Source organism: Acetobacter orleanensis, from assembly GCF_001581005.1.
GTDB lineage: Bacteria > Pseudomonadota > Alphaproteobacteria > Acetobacterales > Acetobacteraceae > Acetobacter > Acetobacter orleanensis.
The window spans coordinates 315,006-330,578 of the sequence record NZ_LHZV01000067.1 but is presented as its reverse complement, the minus strand read 5'-3'; the positions used below and the strand labels follow the sequence as shown (position 1 = coordinate 330,578).

General features: G+C 60.0%; 18 protein-coding genes. 10 read left to right on the top strand and 8 right to left on the bottom strand.

Annotated features, from left to right (window positions below):
* Positions 1–70: 70 nt before the first annotated feature.
* The 3 genes from ccmE to AD949_RS13355 are packed head-to-tail and all read right to left on the bottom strand — an operon-like array spanning position 71 to position 1,580.
* Positions 71–637 carry a cytochrome c maturation protein CcmE gene (gene ccmE, locus AD949_RS13360; RefSeq protein ID WP_048835263.1) on the bottom strand — a complete coding sequence of 189 codons (567 nt, stop codon included), beginning with the start codon at positions 635–637 and terminating at the stop codon, positions 71–73.
* Positions 634–795 carry a heme exporter protein CcmD gene (locus tag AD949_RS14200; protein WP_141325324.1) on the bottom strand — a complete coding sequence of 54 codons (162 nt, stop codon included), beginning with the start codon at positions 793–795 and terminating at the stop codon, positions 634–636. The genes ccmE and AD949_RS14200 overlap by 4 nt, the downstream gene beginning before the upstream one ends.
* Positions 792–1,580: a heme ABC transporter permease gene (locus tag AD949_RS13355; RefSeq protein WP_048835264.1), complete on the bottom strand. Its 789-nt coding sequence runs from the start codon at positions 1,578–1,580 to the stop codon at positions 792–794. The genes AD949_RS14200 and AD949_RS13355 overlap by 4 nt, the downstream gene beginning before the upstream one ends.
* Before the next feature lie 169 nt (positions 1,581–1,749).
* Between AD949_RS13355 and AD949_RS13350 the strand changes: the two genes are divergently transcribed.
* The gene (locus AD949_RS13350) at positions 1,750–2,043 is read left to right on the top strand and encodes a YciI family protein (protein WP_048835265.1); all 294 of its coding nucleotides are present in this window, start codon (positions 1,750–1,752) and stop codon (positions 2,041–2,043) included.
* A gap of 2 nt (positions 2,044–2,045) precedes the next feature.
* A complete protein-coding gene (locus AD949_RS13345) occupies positions 2,046–2,462 on the top strand; it encodes an EVE domain-containing protein (protein ID WP_048835266.1) in 417 nt (138 codons plus the stop codon).
* 101 nt (positions 2,463–2,563) lie between these two features.
* On the opposite strand, the gene AD949_RS13340 is transcribed toward AD949_RS13345, so the two are convergent.
* Positions 2,564–2,899: a TIGR01244 family sulfur transferase gene (locus AD949_RS13340; RefSeq protein WP_048835267.1), complete on the bottom strand. Its 336-nt coding sequence runs from the start codon at positions 2,897–2,899 to the stop codon at positions 2,564–2,566.
* 159 nt (positions 2,900–3,058) lie between these two features.
* Between AD949_RS13340 and AD949_RS13335 the strand changes: the two genes are divergently transcribed.
* The 3 genes from AD949_RS13335 to AD949_RS13325 all read left to right on the top strand — a co-directional run bounded on the left by AD949_RS13335 (position 3,059) and on the right by AD949_RS13325 (position 5,703).
* Positions 3,059–4,033, top strand: coding sequence for a threo-3-hydroxy-L-aspartate ammonia-lyase (locus AD949_RS13335; protein WP_048835268.1), 975 nt, complete (start codon positions 3,059–3,061; stop codon positions 4,031–4,033).
* A 194-nt stretch (positions 4,034–4,227) separates the two neighbouring features.
* On the top strand, positions 4,228–4,644 hold the full coding sequence (locus AD949_RS14595; protein ID WP_048835269.1) for a hypothetical protein: 417 nt from the start codon (positions 4,228–4,230) through the stop codon (positions 4,642–4,644).
* Between the two features lie 219 nt (positions 4,645–4,863).
* Positions 4,864–5,703, top strand: a complete 840-nt coding sequence (locus tag AD949_RS13325; RefSeq protein ID WP_244463303.1) for a sulfotransferase family protein — start codon at positions 4,864–4,866, stop codon at positions 5,701–5,703.
* Positions 5,704–5,813: 110 nt separating this feature from the next.
* Here the strand turns inward: AD949_RS13325 and AD949_RS13320 are convergent, their stop codons facing one another.
* Complete coding sequence (locus tag AD949_RS13320; RefSeq protein ID WP_048835271.1) at positions 5,814–6,518, bottom strand: hypothetical protein; 705 nt, start codon at positions 6,516–6,518, stop codon at positions 5,814–5,816.
* Between the two features lie 338 nt (positions 6,519–6,856).
* Here AD949_RS13320 and AD949_RS13315 point away from each other — a divergent pair, with 338 nt between their 5' ends.
* The gene (locus AD949_RS13315; RefSeq protein WP_048835272.1) at positions 6,857–7,693 is read left to right on the top strand and encodes an EcsC family protein; all 837 of its coding nucleotides are present in this window, start codon (positions 6,857–6,859) and stop codon (positions 7,691–7,693) included.
* Positions 7,694–7,773: 80 nt separating this feature from the next.
* Here the strand turns inward: AD949_RS13315 and AD949_RS14195 are convergent, their stop codons facing one another.
* Both AD949_RS14195 and AD949_RS13310 read right to left on the bottom strand, forming a co-directional pair.
* Entirely contained in the window at positions 7,774–7,959 is a 186-nt protein-coding gene (locus AD949_RS14195) for a hypothetical protein (protein ID WP_141325322.1), read from the bottom strand.
* A 25-nt stretch (positions 7,960–7,984) separates the two neighbouring features.
* Positions 7,985–8,959, bottom strand: coding sequence for a 2-hydroxyacid dehydrogenase (locus tag AD949_RS13310; RefSeq protein WP_048835273.1), 975 nt, complete (start codon positions 8,957–8,959; stop codon positions 7,985–7,987).
* 184 nt (positions 8,960–9,143) lie between these two features.
* Here AD949_RS13310 and aat point away from each other — a divergent pair, with 184 nt between their 5' ends.
* The 4 genes from aat to AD949_RS13290 are packed head-to-tail and all read left to right on the top strand — an operon-like array spanning position 9,144 to position 12,356.
* Complete coding sequence (aat, locus tag AD949_RS13305; protein WP_048835274.1) at positions 9,144–9,845, top strand: leucyl/phenylalanyl-tRNA--protein transferase; 702 nt, start codon at positions 9,144–9,146, stop codon at positions 9,843–9,845.
* Positions 9,846–9,887: 42 nt separating this feature from the next.
* Positions 9,888–10,784 (top strand): DUF4412 domain-containing protein, encoded by an 897-nt coding sequence (locus AD949_RS13300; RefSeq protein ID WP_052944532.1) that lies wholly within the window; start codon positions 9,888–9,890, stop codon positions 10,782–10,784.
* A complete protein-coding gene (locus AD949_RS14590) occupies positions 10,781–11,599 on the top strand; it encodes a hypothetical protein (protein ID WP_244463304.1) in 819 nt (272 codons plus the stop codon). The genes AD949_RS13300 and AD949_RS14590 overlap by 4 nt, the downstream gene beginning before the upstream one ends.
* Positions 11,600–11,633: 34 nt before the next feature.
* Positions 11,634–12,356, top strand: a complete 723-nt coding sequence (locus tag AD949_RS13290; RefSeq protein ID WP_052944533.1) for a hypothetical protein — start codon at positions 11,634–11,636, stop codon at positions 12,354–12,356.
* On the opposite strand, the gene AD949_RS13285 is transcribed toward AD949_RS13290, so the two are convergent.
* On the bottom strand, positions 12,314–15,535 hold the full coding sequence (locus AD949_RS13285) for an AsmA-like C-terminal region-containing protein (RefSeq protein WP_244463305.1): 3,222 nt from the start codon (positions 15,533–15,535) through the stop codon (positions 12,314–12,316). The two genes, AD949_RS13290 and AD949_RS13285, sit on opposite strands and share 43 nt — an antisense overlap.
* Positions 15,536–15,573 lie beyond the last annotated feature (38 nt).

The window sequence follows — 15,573 nt, the reverse complement described above, 5'->3', positions numbered from 1 at the left end:
GGCAGGGCAGAAGTTCTGCCAGACAGAGGTTTAAAGCCTCAAAAAGAACAACACGGCGTGGCACGGGGCTTCAGTTGCTTGCCGGGGAAGTGGGCGGCGCTGTGGGCGCTCCAGAGGGTGCTCCGGCGGGCGCAAGGTCTTTCTTCGCATCCTGCACCGTCATGCTGTTCCAGCTTGCGGCACTCGGCGGCGGGCCGAAGCGCGGGTCCCACTTGCCGGACTTTTTCAGAGCTTCCGCCACTTCTTTCGGCATGTAAGTTTCATCATGCTTGGCCAGAACCTCACTGGCGACAAATCCGTCCTTATGCATGGTGCCCACGGCCACAACACTCTGCCCCTCACGGAATAGGTCGGGCAGAATGCCTTCATACCGCACGGTTACAGCGGCCTGTCCGTCTGTCACGTCAAAGCGGGCAATGGGAGTTTCCCCCTGCTTTTCCCGTTTGACGGACCCGGCCACCACCATGCCACCCAGCCGCACGGTACGGTCAGGCGGTGGCGCAGAGGCTGCTACCTGTGAGGGCGTGACAAAGAAAACAATATCCGAGGAAAACGCCTTGAGCATGAGGGCGGCAGCCGCCCCCAGACAGGCAACGCAGGCGAGGACGAGCCAGAGGCGACGTGTCTTGCGGGTCATAGAGACGGGGTGGCTCCTGTCGTGCGGTCGGTCGGTCGTTCAAGGGCGGCCAGACGTGTCCGGGCTTTTTTCAGGCGGACGGCGGCCCCGACGGAAAGGGTCAGGGCGATCACGGCGGCCAGACCGTAGCTGGCCAGAATATAGGGCAGATGGGTCATGCTGCGTCTCCTGCGGCATTGCTGCCACGGCGGCGCGGGCTGGAGAGCAGGCTGCGGATACGGCTTTCCATGACAGCCGCCCGGGTGCGGGCCAGCACAATGGCGGCAAAACCCAGAGAAAAGCCTAGCGTGGAGAGGGCCAGCGGCCACAGCATGGAGGAGGACATGGTGGGGGCACCTGTTAGCGTAATGCTGTCCGGCTGGTGCAGGGTGTTCCACCACTGCACGCTGAATTTGATGATCGGCAGGTCAACAGCGCCAGCTAGCGCAAGAATGGCGGCGGCCCTGTAGCCCCGCTGCGGGTCATCAAATGCGCGGATCAGCGCGATGTGGCCAAGATACAGGAAGAACAGCACCAGCACGGAAGTCAGCCGGGCATCCCACACCCACCATGTCCCCCACATCGGCTTGCCCCACAGGGAGCCTGTGGCCAGACACAGAGCGGTGATGCAGGCACCCACAGGGCCGATTTCCACAGCGGCCAGATCAGCCAGCGGGTGCCGCCAGACGAGGGAGAGCACAGCGCAGACAGCAAGCCCGGCATAGCCAGCGGACGCCAGCATTGCGGCGGGCACATGCACATACATAATGCGGACAGAATCCCCCTGCTGCCAGTCAGCGGGGGAGAAAAACAGTCCCCAGCCCAACCCTGCGAGGGTGAACAGTAGGGCAGGCCATGTCAGCCAAGGTTGCAGGCGTGCGCCCAGCTTGAGAAACCGGCCGGGATTGGCATACCGATGGAAAAATGTCCCGGCACGCGCGACGAGGGTCGGTGTGGCGCTCAAATGTCAGTCCGTTCCGTAGCTCAACAAATCAGGTCAATGTGCAGTGGTCCGTGCGCGGGAGTCCCCCGCCCAGACATGCGCTCGCGCACCTTTTACATCATTCGGGGCATCTTGACACGGGGCAGTTATTCATGGGCGTCCTGTTCCGACAACACAGCGGAGAGAAGACATGGTGTTTGCCATTATTTGCACAGACCGTCCCGGAGCACTGGAAATACGCAAAGCGACGCGTGAGAAGCATCTGGCTTTTCTGGAACAGTACAAAAAGGCCATTCAGTTCGCCGGACCTCAACTTGACGTGAACGGTGCGCCTTGCGGCAGCCTTATCCTGCTGGATGTGCCGGACCGTGCTGCTGCGGAAGGCTTTGCCGCAGCGGACCCGTATGCCGAGGTCAATCTGTTTGAAAGCGTGGTGGTGCGTCCGCTACGCACCGTGTTCCGTGATGGCGAATTGGTGGAATAGCCATGGCGTACTGGTTGATAAAAAGCGAGCCGGACGCTTTTAGCTGGGATGAGCAGGTGGCGCATAATGTCGAGCCTTGGACCGGGGTGCGGAATCATCAGGCTAAGAAGAATCTGGCTGGCATGAAGCTGGGGGACCGCGCGTTTTTCTACCATTCCAACGTGCAGCGCGCGATTGTGGGGGTGGTTGAGATTGTGCGGGAAGCCTACCCGGACCCGACGGCGGAGAGCGGAAGCTGGGTCTGTGTGGATGTCAAAACTGTCGGCCCCATGCCTCGGCCTGTGACACTGGCTGAGATCAAGCAGGATGAGGCTCTGGCGGATCTGGCACTGGTTCGGCAGTCCCGCCTGTCCGTCTGTCCTGTCTCGCCAGAACATTGGCGGTATCTCTGCCAGATGGGCGGCTGGTCTGGCGATTGAGTGCCGGGACGGCGGCGTGTCTGACTCAGGCATGTTTGTAAAATTACAAAAAAGGGAGCGGCCCGGTCTGGGCGCTCCCTTTTTTGTTCGCTCTTTGGGGATCAGCCCTGCGTGGCCAATGTCCAGAGCTGGCCTGCGCGGTTGCCGGAACGACAATAGGCAAAAATCGGGCCGGGCAGGGTGTTGAGTGTTTCCTGCATGATGATCACGGCATCGGATGACGGCGGCTGCCCACCATGAACAGGAATGGACATGAAGGAGAGCCCTTCTTTTTTGGCGGCGGCACCAATGGTTTCAGCACTCGGCTGGCCGGGGTCTTCCCCGTCCGGGCGGGTGCAGAGAATGGTTTTGAAACCTGCCTCTTTGATGGCCGGAATATCGCTGACGGCAATCTGCGGCGCGACAACAAAATCGGGGGAAATGCTGCGATAGTTCATGGTCAGTAATGTCCTTTCAGACTGTGCTCGGCTCACAAGCTCCCTGATCTTGTAGGCCCGGACCGGGCGAGCGGAAAGAGGGGGCTGCAATGTTCTGGCTGTATGCCTGTTCGGGGTGCAGATAGAGTGCGGGAACACAGGACGGAAAAGGAGCGTGTCATGCAGGTTGAACCGGATTTTTCAGACGTTGTTGCGGCATCGGTGCGGCTGAAAGGACATGCGCATCGGACACCGGTTCTCACGTCCCGCTATCTGAATGCGCTGAGCGGTGTGGAACTCTTCTTCAAGGCGGAAAATTTTCAGCGTGTCGGGGCCTTCAAGTTCCGGGGTGCGCTGAATGCAATCCTGTCTCTGCCGGAAGAGGTGCGTCGCCGGGGCGTGGTGGCGTATTCCTCCGGCAACCATGCGCAGGGTGTGGCCTGTGCCGCGCAACTGGCCGGGATTCCCGCCGTGATTGTCATGCCGGAAGATGCGCCCGCCATGAAGCAGGCGGCAACCCGCGACTATGGCGCGCATGTGGTGCTGTATGACCGCTATACGGAGGACCGGCAGGCGATCGGCTCCGCCCTTGCGGCGGAGCGCGGAGCGACGTTGCTGCCGCCGTTTGACCATCCGGACATTATTGCCGGGCAGGGCACGGCAGCACTTGAACTGTTTGAGGAGACTGGACCTCTGGACGCCCTGTTTGTGCCGGTTGGTGGGGGTGGGTTGGCCTCAGGCTGTGGATTAGCCGCGCAGGCGGTTGCTCCTGGCTGCACGGTGATCGGGGTGGAACCGGCTGCTGGTGATGATGCGCGGCAGTCTTTCGCGGCGGGTCATATTGTGCAGATCGACGTGCCCAAAACTCTCGCGGATGGGGCGCAGACAACAGCGATCAGCCCGCTGACTTTCGGTTTAATGCGCAGGCTCCTGCGTGAAATTATCACGGTGGAGGACGCGGCCCTTGTGGCCACCATGCGCACACTGGCTGAGCGGATGAAAATTATTGTCGAACCAACCGGCTGCCTTGGTGTCGCTGCCGCTTTGGCTGCGGCCTCGCAATGGCAGGGGAAGCGTGTTGGCGTCATCATTTCCGGCGGGAATGTCGATATGGCGCGGTTTTCCCGCCTGATGCAGGGGATGGAAGAGGGGTAGGGGTGGTGTTGCCTATGGGGCAAAGATGCTCCTGATGCGTGGGAAACCTTTAATTTTAGCGCGATAAATGAATTTTTGTAACAGGATGAAATAGAGTTTTATGAAAGTGTTTTTAGTTTAATCTGTATATGTGGCTTTAATGTGACAGGGCGGAGATGTCCCGTCCGCACTCCCAAGGCTACAGGACAGTAAAGATGATTTCCCACGCGCTTTCAACACGGGAAAAGACCCAGCGAGCATCGCACATCTTTCACGTCCTGTTCATGCTGCTGCCGGGGGCTGGATATGCGCAGTCCACAACTCCGACCAGTGTTCTGAAAGTCAACACGCCGCTGACAGCATCTTTTTATAAAAAGGCTCCTGATCCGCATTTATATGACCGCTTTGAAGCGGTGGGGGACTGGACGCATCTGGGGGTATTTACTGTTGAACACAGCACCGCCGCGCCCATGCTGTTTGAGCAGGGTACAACCGTAACTTTCGCCTACCCGGTTAAAGGCGTGCAGGGGCTGGATCTGGTGCTCAACACGTTTGGCGGACACAGGCAGACCAATACTGGCAGCCACGTTGGGTCAGCCGCCGTTACGGCGGGCGTGCGGCTGAAATGGTAAGAACGGCAGGGCGTTTCTCTGGGCAGAGTGTCTCAGCGTCTCGCGCCCGGCTTCTTTGACAGTATCGGTGTAGGCCGCACCAGACAGGTCTTCCACGCTATTCCTTAAACACTGAAGTGACAGACAGTCTTTTACCAAAAGCCAGAACGCTGGCTGAGGAAAAAGAGACTGTAGCGTCCCTTTTTGACACTTCTGTACAGCCCATAAAGGTTGCCTCCTGTGCCAACATCTTCCGTGCATTTTATGTCTGGACTCCCTCGCTCCGGCTCAACGCTTCTCAGCGCCATTCTCATGCAGAACCCGGCGGTTCGTCATGCCGGAATTATTACGCCTGTCGCCCCCATGATGGTGAAATTGTCATCCCTGATGGTGGAGGGCGAGTATGCGACGGAATTTGATGAAGAAACCCGTAAACGCCTCCTGCGTGGTGTTCTTTCACATTATTATTGCGAGAAGGACCCGGAAACTGGGCGTCGGGCAGGGATGATTATTGATAATAACCGGATGTGGTGTACGCGGCTCGGGCTTATTGAGCATCTCTTCCCCGCAGCGCGCATTATCTGCTGCGTGCGTAACCCTGTTTGGATTATTGATTCGTTCGAGCGTGTTATCCAAAAAGACCCTGCTCTGGGCTCAAAGCTTGTGCCTATTGAGCGGCGCGGCACATTATATGACCGCGTAGAAGCCTTAACCGCGCCCAACGGGTCATTCGGCTATTGTTGGCGTGCCTTGCAGGAAGCCTTTTACAGCACTTTGGCACATAAGCTGATTGTGGTTGAGTATGACCGGCTGGTTAAGCACCCGCAGGACACAGTTGGTCATGTCGCGAGCCTGCTGAAACTCCCTGAATGGCGTTATGATTTTAACGACGTCGAGTTTAACGGCGCATCAGGGTTTGATCAGGCGCTTAATACGCCGGGCCTGCATGAGGTGCGCAGAAAAGTGGCCTATATGCCGCGTCGGCCCGTTTTACCGCCAGAAATTGTGGAGCGGTTATCGGGTGAACTGTTCTGGCGGAACCCGGAAAGAAACCCCGGACGCGCAACCGTTCTGGCGTGATGGGCCGTTGTGGTGCGACAAGTGGCAGAACTGACAGGCCTTCTGTCCGGAAGCGAGAAGACGGCTTCTCTCTCCCGGACAGATATCATGCAGGCTGTTCACTCAGTCTGTTAGCGATGAATGAAATACAGGTCTGAATACAGGTCTTTCAGCGCGGCCTTGTTGGCCAGACAGCGGCGGACCAGATGCGCGCGGAGGTCTAGAGCGCCCTGTTGCACAATCGGGTCTTTGGAGGGCGTATCAAAGGCGGGGTAACGCTGGATGCAGGATTTCAGGTCCGGGTCGTTCATGTCCAGCCCGGCTTCAATCTGCTTCATCGTCGCATCATATTCTTGCGTGACTTCCGCGTCGGAATACCATTCGGTCAGAGCGGAGCGCACTTTATTATCGCGGATCAGGTAGGTGAAAGTCAGAAACCCGTTTTCCGTTTTGCCATCCGGCAGTTTTGTGCTCAGGCGGCAAACACGGTGGAAGTAGGGCGGCAGGCTGAGGTCCGGCATGGCCGTGGCGCTGGTTACGCTGACCGTCATGCTTGGCTGGAACGAGGAGTCCGGCTTGTCATCCCGCTTTGCGGTCTTGCCGGATTGCAGGCTGTGGTCGCGCTGCATGGCTTCCGCCAGCAGCGTGTCATACTGGTGAGAATAGCAAAAAGACGGGTCCGTCCGCGCATGTTCCAGTGCGGAGTGATAGGCCTGTTGCTGCGGCGTTTGGGCACAGCCGGTGGCCGCGAGAACAGCAGCGACAGAGGCTGCACGCAGCAAATGCTGCCAGCGTCCGCTGCGGGCAGGGCGGGGGGAGCGCAGTGTGTGCGACATGGAAAAAACTCCTGTTGGCGCACGGTCTGCGCCGAAATGGTCTCACACTGAGGTGTGTATGGTGTTCCGCCGCGTGTGACAACCATTGCGGCGTAGCGGGATGCGGTGCCCCATAGCCGGGGTGTAGCAGGCAACTTTTCAGTCCGTCAGGCTTTTGGGAAGGAAGAGGAACATCCCTGTTCTGGAGATGGGAGGCATATGCGCCACGAGGGGCGGCCTGTGTCGCTTTTTGGACATGCTATGCTACACTCTCCGTTACAAAACAGAGTTTTACGGGCGCTGCATTGCGCCCCCTCCCGGTCTTTCAGGGCAGGGACGAGTAAGCAGAGAGGGCGCAGATGACAACGCAGGACATGACAGGCAGCGAGATGGTAACGCTCAGGCTCAGCGGTCAGGATCTGGTGGAACTGGAGCAGGCTCTCGCACAGGTCGAGTCTGGCAAGGGCGTTCTGGTGCGGCTGGCGGACCTTATGGGCGGGGCCGTGGGGCATGCCACGCGCCTTGGCCTGCGCGGGCTGGGTATGGCGCCGGGGATGGAAGACAAGTTGCGTGGTCTGGCGGAAACGGCCATTACCCGCGCTTTTGATATGGCTATTCTGGGCATGCGCAACGCGGGGGATGCCTTTGCGGAACCGCAGCCGTGGCGCGGACCAGCCTTGCAGGCTGCGGTGGCGGTTTCCGGTGCAGTTGGTGGTTTTGCGGGGCTTGCGGGGCTGGCGCCGGATATTGGCTTCACAACGCTGACGATCATGCGTGAAATCGGCCGGATTGCGCGCGAAGAAGGCGAGGACCTGTCCGCCCCGGATGCCCGCCGCGCCTGCCTTGAAGTGTTCGCCCTGCGCGCCTTCCCCAATGCGCGCAAGGCGGATGAGAGTGAACTGGGATATTTCTCAGCCCGTGCGCTGCTGCGGGGCCGCCCGGTAGTGATGCTGATTGCGGAAGTCGCTTCCCACTACGGTCTGGCGCTAGGCCAGAAAGTGTCTGTGCAGTTGATGCCGGTTGCCGGGGCGTTGTGCGGGGCCTCGCTGAATACGGCGTTCCTTAACCATTATCGCGCACTGGCACGGGCGCACTTTACTATTCGTCGTCTGGAGCGCGAACACGGTCCGGTTGTGCGGGATACGGCTGAAGCACTGCGGGATCAGGTTGCAGCGCACGGTGGCCGGGTTTCCTGACGTGCGAAAAGCCTTCATGAAAACAGCCCGAGGGTGATCCTCCGGCTGTTTTTTCAGGCTGCTTTTTTGGAGCCGGGTCCTTAAGCGGGGTCCGGCTTTTTTTGTTTTTTGGCCGGTGGCGGTTCTTCATTCATCAACGTGGCAATCAGTGCGACAAACAGCATCACGCCGCCGACAGTCACGCAGGTCTGTTGATAGTGGAAGTCGATCAGTCTCACGATTACGCAGATCACGATGCCCATCAGGCAGGCCAGTCGTAAGGTCATAAGGCGCTCCGATTATACGGTTTTTTCAGGCTGTCACGGGGGTGACAAGCGGTTTGCCTGCGGCGAGTGCCGCCACGTTATCCAGACAAAGCATGCCCATGGCCGTGCGGGTTTCCACTGTGGCGCTGCCGGTGTGCGGGGTCATGAAAATCTTGGGCAGGGCGAGCAGGCTGGGGTTCGGGTTGGGTTCGTTCTGGTAAACATCCAACCCGGCGTTAAAGAGATGGCCGGAACGCAGGGCGTCTAGCAGAGCCGTCTCATCCACCAATGCGCCGCGCGCGGCGTTAACCAGCACGCTCCCGCGCGGCATGAGGCCGAACATGCGGGCTGTCATCAACGGTGGAGCACCGGCTGTTGCGGGCATATGCAGGCTGAGAATGTTGCAGTGGGGCAGCATCTCTTCCAGATTTTCAAAATAGGTCGCACCCTCTTCCTGCGCGGGGTCCAGCTTGCGGCGGTTGTGGTAGAGCACCTTCATCTCAAACCCGCGCGCACGGCGGGCCAGCGCCTGCCCGATGCGCCCCATACCGACAATGCCCAGTGTCTTGCCGGTAACGCGGATGCCGAGCATTTCGTCCATTTCCAGCGTGCGGCCCCAGCCGTCTTTCATCAGCGTATAATATTCCGCGGCCCGGCGGCAGGCGGCCAGAATGAGCATCATCGTCAGATCTGCATTACAGTCGGTCAGTACATCCGGCGTGTTGCAGACCTTAATGCCGCGCGCCAGCAGAGCGGGCACGTCCAGATGGTCAAGCCCGACGCTGACTGTCGCGACCAGTTTCACACAGTCCGGAATGGCGGCAACATCGGCCCCTTTGAGCGGGCAGTGATGCGTCACCAGCATCGCAAAGGCCTTCTGCTGCTCGGCCAGCGCCAGCATTGCGGCGGTATCAAGCGGTGCGTCGGGCGGGGGTAAGGCGGTAAAGTCGGTCTCAATCCGCTTTTCAACAGCGGCAGGGAGCCGGACGGAACGGATCAGGTAAGGCTTTTCGGAAGGCATGGGCGTTCCTTTTTTCTGTAGGGCAGATTGAGTTTCCGTATCGGCAGACTAGCATGGCCCTTCAGAAAAGCCATGGTGCGCCTATAACGACCCAGATGGGTTGAGGATCAGCCTCCCGTCTGAAAAAAAAACGGCAGGGTCGCACTGGCCCGGATGGGCGACTAGGCTGACCAGAGGAGGACGCATGACGGACGCGCTGACACCGGAGTTGATTTTAGGCGCGTATGCCACCGGGATTTTCCCCATGGCGGCCGATGCCGAGGATGACGAACTGCAATGGTATGACCCGGACCCGCGCGGCATTCTGCCTCTACGGGGGTTTCATCTCTCACGCCGCCTGTTGCGCACTGTTTTGTCGGGCCGGTTTGCTGTGTCGGTTGATCAGGATTTTCCGGGTGTCATGAAAGCCTGCGCCGCCCCGGCGCCGGGGCGGGAGGAGACATGGATCAACGGGGAGATTTTCCGGCTTTTCTGTGCGCTGCATGACATGGGTTACGCGCATAGTGTGGAATGTCGGCAGGACGGAAAGCTGGTAGGCGGCCTATATGGCGTGGCGCTTGGTGGGGCGTTTTTTGGAGAAAGCATGTTCAGCCGTGCGACCGATGCCTCCAAGGTTGCGTTAGTGCATCTGGTGGCGCGGTTACGGGTTGGCGGGTTTATCGTGCTTGATACACAGTTCGGCACGGACCATCTCGCCCGTTTTGGTGGGCAGGATATTCCGGCGGAGCTTTACAAAGCGACTCTGGAGCAGGCTGTCCAGATGATGCCATGTTGGCGGCCTACACTTCCGGCTGATGTGCTGGAGGCCGAAATCCGCGCTCTGCGGGCCGAAACACAGGCGGCGGAAAACCGGCAGAGCGCCAGCGCAGTTGACGATCCGGCGTGAAAGCGGCGTGATCTGGATAAGAAACAGGAAAGACACAGACGTATGACACACTGCCAGCCGCGCCGGATGCGCCGTAAGCTGACCCTTTGCAGCCTTCTGGCCACGGCACCTCTGGCGGCAGGGTTGCTGATAAGCCCGCTCGTCTCTGCTGCGGAAACAGGGAATAAGCCTGCCGAGGCTCAAGCCCCGCAGGTGGACCATCCGCGCCTGATGCCATCGCGGGACGCGACGATTGATTACGTCTTTCAGCCGCGTCCGCCAGCAGGAGGCGCACCAACACCCGCCGCGCCGGTTAAGGACCGGCATGTGCAAGTGCTGTTTTCTGGTGATGGCGGGCTGATGCGCATCAACTACATGCTCACCATGGACGGGCCGGAAAGCCGTGGCGCGGTGATTGTCAACCGGGCGGCGCAGGAAGTGCTGATTATCCTGAATGACCGGAAGATTTACACCCGGCTGGTGCAGCAGGAAGTGGCGCGGAGCCCGTTCCTGCTGGATATGTCCATGACCTTTACCCGCAAGGGCAAATCCGAGGTCATCGGGCAGCCCTGCACACTCTGGGGTGTGCAATCTATGGAAGGGAATGGTTCGGCCTGTGTGACGGATGACGGCTTTATTCTGGAGCAGGACGGAGTGGATGTGGATGGCCTGAATGGCCACCTCAAGGCGACAAAAATCTCGTATGACGATGTCCCGGCCTCATCCTTCCAGCCGCCTGCGGGCTTTCAGGAAGTAACGCCCCACGCTCCCGATACACAGTCCGGCGGGGCTAATGCCCCCTCTGGCGCACCGCCGTCCGTCCTGCGTGGTCCAGCCAACATGCAGCATGAACGCCCCAGCATGCCTGCTACCACGGGTGCTGTGCCGGGTGTTGGCCCGATGACGACCATCCCCCCCACAGACTCTGGTCTGCATGATGCCTCAAGCAACACGCTATGAAGAGGATGCGGAGCGCTACTGCGGAACAGGCCGTACGGGGAAAGGCTGTCATCAGCGATAGTCTGGCCAGCAAAGCGGCCCTGAGGGGTGAAAAATTTTTGGCCGCGTGGTGGGGGGCTGGAGTGTGCGCGTGGCCGCATCGTACGCTATGCATGGGTGCCGCAACGGCTCTCGCGTTGGTTGCCTTATCGCAGTCCATCGCCGTGGCGCAGAGCACGGCTCCTGTTGGGACAGCCGGTAGCACGTCCTCCGCACAGGGAGCCGGAGCCGGGGGGCAGGCTGGCGGTGAGGGCACCCCCGTTGCGCCGCAGGACGCGCCGTTCATTACCCCGTCCGTGGATGCGGATGTGCTGTATGAACTGACATCCCCTACCGGGGACACGGTGATGAAGCAGCGGATGCGCTGGCAAGTCGGCACACTGCGCCAGCGGTTGGACCCGGATGGCTCCAATCTGTTTATGATAACCTCATGGCCCCAGCATACGTTGACGGTGGTGGACCCGGACCGCAAGACGGAAAGCGTGATGCCCGCGCCCAGTCAAGGTCTGACTCCGCCCGGCCACCCCGCCATGGTTGGCACCTATGCACGATTGGGTGGTTCCGTTGTGGCAGGAGAACACTGCATTATCTGGCGCACCAGAGATGCCGACGGACATGCCAGTGATGTCTGTTACACGGCGGATGGTCTGTTGTTGCAGGTTGCACAACAGGGACAGATTACCGTCCGGGCGCTCCGTGTCAGCCGGGTGGCCCAGCCTGATGCGGTGTTCGCCATTCCATCGGGTTTGAAAAAAGAGGCCCCCGTCAAACCGTAATCCGCCCGGACCGTTACGGCGGGAAGGAAGAGGGATGCGGTTGCGTAACCCTACGGTGCTGGGCGTGGTGTTCAGCGGACTGATCGGGCTGGGGCTGGGGCAGGCTCTACCGGAGCCAGCAGCGTTTGCCGCGCCCCGAACTGGCGGCAGTATCACCGCTGCGGACGCAGGACGCCAAGCCGGACCCGAGGGCGGCGCGACCCAAAGTGCTGACAACGCGGCAGGCAGTTCCGCTGGGACGCAGGCAGTCTCTCTCTGTTTCAAACCGCAGCCGGGGGCTGCGCGGAATACGGTGCTGGTTATTCCCTCCGGCACGGTTCTTATCGGGCGGGCTGTCCCCAAGACCTCCCGGCAGAGTGGGCCGATGGAAGCCGTTGTCACCACGGAAACCGTTACCCTGACAGACATGCAGCCCTGTAGTGGGGCGGATGCCTCAACGTTGGTTTCCCACACCCGTCATTGGGAGGTGGACCCGGTGCGGCCCAGAGCGGACGTGGTGTTGCGGCCCGTGGGCGAAGTCAGCGGGAATGGCGTAGATACGACATTTGATGAAGAACCCGATGATTTTCGTAAGGCTATAAAAAGCGGTGCTGTTACAGCGCAGGTGCAAGGCACGCTGAAAGAAACGGTCGCGTTGACTGAAACGCAGGCGGACATACCGGAGATGCCCGACAGTGCTTCAGGCCCGGACTGGACCCGCAGCACGGGGTGGGATCAGAACAGTTTGCGCAAAACACCGGGCAACAGAACGGAATAAGGGTTTACGCTTAGGTCCGGGTTTTCCAGCTTGCCAGCGATGCCAAATGTCATGGCAAGCAGGCCGCCATCTTGTTCCGGGCTGAACAGTTTGCCAATGCCGGGCAGTTTGCCGGGCAGTTTGTTAAGCGCGAAAATCGGGACAACCGTGCCATTCAGGTCCAGCTTGCTGTGGCCCAGATCAATCGTGCCTTCTAGCGTGGCCCCCAGCGCATCATTTCCCATACGGCCATTCTGGATGGTCAGCACGCCATCTGAAAACGTGACGGGCATGATGAGTTGCGAGACTTCAAATTCAGGGGATTTGCGGGCGCTCAGCCATCCGTACAGAGAAAGATTACGTGCAAGAAGCACGGTGGCCGGGGCTTTTTTCAGCACAAACGGGCTGACATGCATGGTGCCCTTGAACGGGGCGGAAGCCTGTGTGTCATCAAACGCGCCGGTTAGGGTTGCGTGGCCACCCTGCACATTGGGCAGAATGTTGAGAGCCGCCAGAAACCCGCCCATATCCGGAATGTTGACATGCAGGCTGCGCACGCCGCCGGTCGGCTCCAGTGTCATGGTGACGGGGGATGGCCCGCGCATGGCAAAGCGCATGCGTTCCAGACGTTGGCCGTTATCTTCAAAATGCGCGGTTACAGTACGCAGCGGCTGCTTGGTCTGGCTGTAATACAGGGCGTTGGCCGTCATATCGATGGTCCACGCATTCCCCGGCGGCCCGTGGAGCCTGCCTGTCGCGGCTTCGGGCACATGATAGCCTGCGGAAGCCTTTTTCGGCGCGTTCGGGTCACTTTCCATCAGGGGGGCGAGGTCCAGCGTATCGGCATAGACACCCACCTGAATGGTTTTATCCTGCGAGGCATAGGGCAGCACAAGGCGCGCATGGCCTGTGGACCGCGCTATTTTGAAAGAAGACACCAGCAGTTCCGGCGCCGTTTTTTCCCGCAGGACCGCATGGCCCCGCACGTCCAGATCCGGCCCGGTGGCGAAAATGTTTTCTACAGACGTAATATGCCCGTCCAGCAGGGCCAGAGTGGCGGAAACCTGCGCCGCATGGCCTGTCTCCTTGTGCCAGAGCGGGATGATAATGGCAGAGCGTTTCAGGTCCAGATTGATGTTAACCGTCCCGTGTTTATTCGCCTGCCGGGCATACTCCACGCCCAGATCAGCACTGCCGTAAAAATGACTGCTGGTATCAATACCGGCGGCGTTGGCTGTCTCAGGCGTAATACGGGTAAACAGATGCGCTTTTTCCGCAGTGTCCTGCGGGCGCAGGGAGCGGAAGTTCATGAAATAGGTAATGTCAGATGGCAGACCGCCCAGCACGCCATGCCCGCTCAGCTCCATCTGCTGCGTGGTGGCGGCAATCTGGAAGGTGCCATCGGTAATTGCGCGTCCGGCCACGACGTTACCCAGATGGGTGTTGCTCACCTGTGCATGCGCGTCCACCACCATCTGATCGGTTGTGACTTTACTTTCCAGCGGCAGGGTCAGGGAGAATTTGGCGCTGGCCTGCCCGGAGGGTCTGGTAAAGCTGATGGGGTGGCGGGAGAGAAGATGCAGCCGTGGCTCGGCCAGCATGGCCAGCAGGTCGCGCAGATTACCACGCAGTTCGGTCTTAATTGTGCCCATCTGGTCTTTTCTGGACAGGCCGGTAATTTCCATGGAACCGGGGCCAGCAGCCACGCGCCCGATGCCAGTAGCGCCGACGTTTTTATCTGCGCGGTCCACAAGCTGATAGGCGTGGTCAAAATGAATGGTCAGCTTGTCCAGATCATTCACTTCAAGATGCGCATCCAGATGATGTAGCGGTGAGATAGGGCGCAGCCAGTGCACCGTCAGGTCTGACCCTTCCACGCTGCCTTTCAGCGAGGTGAGCTTGACGCCATTCCAGCCCTTATCGCTATGCAGCGTTATGGCCGTATGCAGGTCATGCGCCGTGCCATCTGTAATATTGTTTTCCACCCATTTCCGGCCACCTTTCGCCGCTTTGGCGGGCCAGTAGCTGGCAATATCGCCAAACGGCACGGTGGGAATATCCAGCGCCATCTGGCCGGACAGCACGGTGGGGCTGAACAGGTCTGACGCATTCAACTGGCCGGTAACGCCCACGGTAATGCCAGCGTTTGCGTCCTCCGGATGTTCCGGGTTCAGCAGAGCAAGTGTCAGGCTTTGCAGCGTAATGGTGGCGGGCGTGTGCGTGGGGGAGCGATGATCAAGGGCAACATGTGCCGCCAGCCCGCCGTGGCTGAGCAGATAGGTGGAGCCGCCGCCCTGAAGTTCGCCTTCGCCAAAATCGGTTTTCACATCAAGGGCTTGCGGGAGCAGCCATGCACTTGGCGGGGCTGGCGCGAAGGTGGTGTCCGCCGTCAGGCTCACAGGTACATCCAGCGTTTTCAGCGCAGGGGCCAGACCCGCAAACGTGCTGGGGCGTACTGAAGCAAGGGTGAGATGCCATTGCACAGTGCCCTGATCCGTCTGCGCGCCCTGCGCCGTTATGCTCAGGCGTTCCGTAGTGTCCTGCTGGGCCTGAAAGGTAATGGCTACGGAGCCGGTCACGCCGGTCGCGCCATGGACGCTGACAACGTGCAGGGTTGAGGTAATGGGCGAGGCAATCCACTGGATATGGGTCAGCCGATCATCAATTGTCACCTGCGTATCGGTCAGGCCGATGCGTTGCAGGCTGCTGGGGTCCAGTGAGCCATTTTTATCAGTGGAGGACGCCGGGGCTGGTGGGGCATCCACGTCCAACCCGACGGAGCCATCTGTGCCGCGCCGCAGAGCCATCCGCACGCCGCTCAAATCCACAGTGCGCAGGGCAATGCTGCCATGGACAAGTGCTATTGGGTCCAGCGTGACATTGGCGGCCCGTATGGTATCCGCCGTTGTGTTGTCCGCTTTAAGAATGCGCACATCATGCAATGAGAGCGTGACAGGCACACTCAATCCGTCACGCAGGCCGTTCCATTGCAGAGAGGCCCGCCGGAGCGTGAGGGTTGCCGCCGCAGGCTGCCCGCCTTGGCCGCCCAGCACGGCCATGGGTAGGAAGGGGCGGATGATGGGTGTGACATTCAGCGGCCCGAACTGCATCCGCACCACAAGAATGACCACACACAGCACCGGCAGAACCAGCACGCCAGCGGCCATAAAGGTCAGAACGCGCAGAGCCCTTTTGTGCAAGGGGCGCGGAAGGTCTTGACCGTTGGGAGTCAACACAG